At 63.5% G+C, this 2,926-nt stretch carries 3 protein-coding genes; all 3 read left to right on the forward strand.

The window, feature by feature from the left end:
- The first annotated feature begins 30 nt into the window (after positions 1-30).
- A complete protein-coding gene (pstC, locus tag ABZW16_RS43645; protein ID WP_354962046.1) occupies positions 31-1,026 on the forward strand; it encodes a phosphate ABC transporter permease subunit PstC in 996 nt (331 codons plus the stop codon).
- A complete protein-coding gene (gene pstA / locus ABZW16_RS43650) occupies positions 1,026-1,931 on the forward strand; it encodes a phosphate ABC transporter permease PstA (protein ID WP_354962047.1) in 906 nt (301 codons plus the stop codon). Before pstC ends, pstA begins: the two co-directional genes overlap by 1 nt.
- Positions 1,932-2,024: 93 nt before the next feature.
- Positions 2,025-2,801 carry a phosphate ABC transporter ATP-binding protein PstB gene (gene pstB / locus ABZW16_RS43655; protein WP_354962048.1) on the forward strand — a complete coding sequence of 259 codons (777 nt, stop codon included), beginning with the start codon at positions 2,025-2,027 and terminating at the stop codon, positions 2,799-2,801.
- Positions 2,802-2,926: the final 125 nt, after the last annotated feature.

The following is a 2,926-nucleotide window of genomic DNA, read 5'->3' on the forward strand; positions in this document are numbered from 1 at the left end:
ACGCATTGTGTTCAGGACTTTTTGGATCAAATGAGTTGGCGCCAAATAAGAATACAATCGCCATTAATATACCACCAGCAATACGCGAAGGCAAGGAAAGGCCACAGCCAAGGGGCCGAGGTCGTCTTCCGGTCGCTAGCCACCGCGGCGGGTGCGACGGTCGTGGCGGCCATCGCGCTGATCGCCCTGTTCCTCCTGATCCGGGCCTGGCCCTCGATCATGGCGAACGAGGCGAACTTCTTCACCAGCACCGAGTTCAGCACCACCAATGCCGACCATCTGCGGTTCGGCATTCGGGACCTGCTCATGGTCACGGTGCTGAGCTCGGTACTGGCACTGGTGATCGCGGTGCCGATCGGTGTCGGCATCGCGCTGTTCCTGACCCACTATTCGCCGAAGCCGATGGCGCGTCCGTTCGCGATGCTCGTCGATCTGCTGGCGGCGGTGCCGTCGATCGTGTTCGGTTTGTGGGGCTTCCTGGTGCTCGCGCCACGATTGGAACCCGTCGAGACCTTCCTCAACGACAAGCTCGGCTGGTTCTTCCTGTTCTCCGACGGCAATGTGTCGATCTCCGGCGGCGGCACCATCTTCACCGCGGGCGTGGTGCTCGCGGTAATGATCCTGCCGATCATCACCTCGGTCTCCCGTGAGGTCTTCAACCTGACGCCCATCTCGCATATCGAGGCCGCGCAGGCGCTCGGCGCGACCAAATGGGAGATGGTCCGGATGACGGTGCTGCCCTATGGCCGCAGCGGTGTGATCGCCGGATCCATGCTCGGCCTCGGCCGCGCGCTCGGTGAGACGATCGCGGTGCTGGTCATTCTGCGCACCTCGGCGCAGGCCGGACACTGGTCGCTGTTCGACGGCGGCTACACCTTCGCCTCCAAAATCGCTGCCGCCGCTTCGGAATTCAGTCAGCCACTGCCGACCGGTGCCTATATCGCGGCTGGCTTCGTGCTCTTCGCGCTGACCTTCATCGTCAATGCGCTCGCGCGGCTCGTATCCGGTGGAAGGGTGAACGGGTAATGACCACCACGACGACTCTTGACAAGCCGGTCAAGGCACCCACCTTCCGGCATGTCAGCACGGCCCGCCGGATCAAGAACAATATCGCCACCGGAGTGGTCTGGCTCTGCTTCGCCATCGCACTCGTGCCGCTGGTCTGGGTGCTGTTCATGGTGGTGTCGAAGGGCCTCGACTCTGTCGTCTCGCCGGACTGGTGGCAGAAATCGCAGAAGGGCATCCTGCCGGATCAGACCGGTGGCGGTGTGTATCACGCGATCTACGGCACCATCGTGCAGACTCTCGTCGCCGCGATCATCGCGGTGCCGTTGGGCATCATGGCCGCGGTGTACCTGGTCGAATACGGCCGTGGCGTGCTGGCCAAGGTGACTACCTTCATGGTGGACATCCTCGCGGGTGTGCCGTCCATCGTCGCGGCCCTGTTCATCTTCGCGCTGTGGATCGCGACATTCGGCTTCCCGCAGAGCTCGTTCGCGGTATCGCTGGCCCTGGTGCTGCTGATGCTGCCGGTGGTGATCCGCAGCACCGAGGAAATGCTGAAGCTGGTGCCCGACGAATTGCGCGAGGCGTCCTACGCACTCGGAATTCCGAAGTGGAAGACTATCGTTCGGATCGTCGTGCCGACCGCGGCGCCCGGCATGATCAGCGGCATCCTGCTCTCACTGGCCCGCGTGATGGGTGAGACCGCTCCGGTGCTGGTGCTGGTCGGCTACAGCAAGTCGATCAACACCAACCTCTTCGACGGCAATATGGCCTCGCTGCCGCTGTTGATCTACCAAGAGTTGGCGAATCCGGAGCCTGCGGGCCGGGCGCGGGTATGGGGTGCGGCGCTGACGCTCATCCTGCTGATCGCCCTGCTGTACGCGGCGGCCGCGGTCGTCAACAAGCTGCTCACGCGGAACCGATGACCGCATGAGCGGGTCAGGCCCGGAGGAGGCAGCCTGCGTAACCACGTAGGGCCCCCGCTCATGCAAATTAATTACAGCGAAACGGATATTCAGATGGCAAAGCGGATCGACGTCAAAGACCTGAACATCTTCTACGGCAAATTCCACGCGGTTGCCGATGTCAAGCTGTCGGTATTGCCGCGCAGCGTGACCGCCTTCATCGGCCCGTCCGGTTGCGGTAAGTCCACCGTGCTGCGTTCGCTCAACCGGATGCACGAGGTGACCCCGAATGCCCGCGTCGAGGGCGCGGTGCTGCTCGACGGCGAGGACATCTACGGCTCGCAGGTCGACCCGGTCGGCGTGCGCCGCACCATCGGCATGGTGTTCCAGCGCCCGAACCCGTTCCCCACCATGTCGATTCGCGACAATGTCGTGGCCGGGCTCAAGCTGCAGGGTGTGCGCAACAAGAAGGAGCTCGACGAGGTCGCCGAGCGCTCGCTGCGGGGCGCCAACCTCTGGAACGAGGTCAAGGACCGCCTCGACAAGCCGGGCGGCGGCCTCTCCGGTGGTCAGCAGCAGCGTCTGTGCATCGCGCGTGCGATCGCGGTATCGCCCGATGTGCTGCTGATGGACGAGCCGTGTTCGGCGCTGGACCCGATCTCCACCCTGGCGATCGAGGACCTGATCACCGAGCTGAAGAAGGAATTCACCATCGTCATCGTCACCCACAACATGCAGCAGGCCGCGCGCGTGAGTGACCAGACCGGCTTCTTCAACCTGGAGGCGCAGGGCAAGCCGGGCAAGCTGATCGAGATCGACGATACCGAGAAGATCTTCTCCAACCCGGGCCAGAAGGCGACAGAGGACTACATCTCCGGTCGCTTCGGATAGCGGCTCCCCCGCCTCCCCGCACCTTCCAGCGCCGGACTCAGGTGCCCGTACGCTTGTGCGGATGGTCGGGATTCACCCCGACGCTCAGTAGATTGCGCAGGACCGCTCTGCGGAACTTGCTTAGC

Origin of the sequence: Nocardia sp. NPDC004604 (assembly GCF_040609795.1) — a bacterium.
In the GTDB taxonomy this organism is placed as follows: Bacteria; Actinomycetota; Actinomycetes; order Mycobacteriales; family Mycobacteriaceae; genus Nocardia.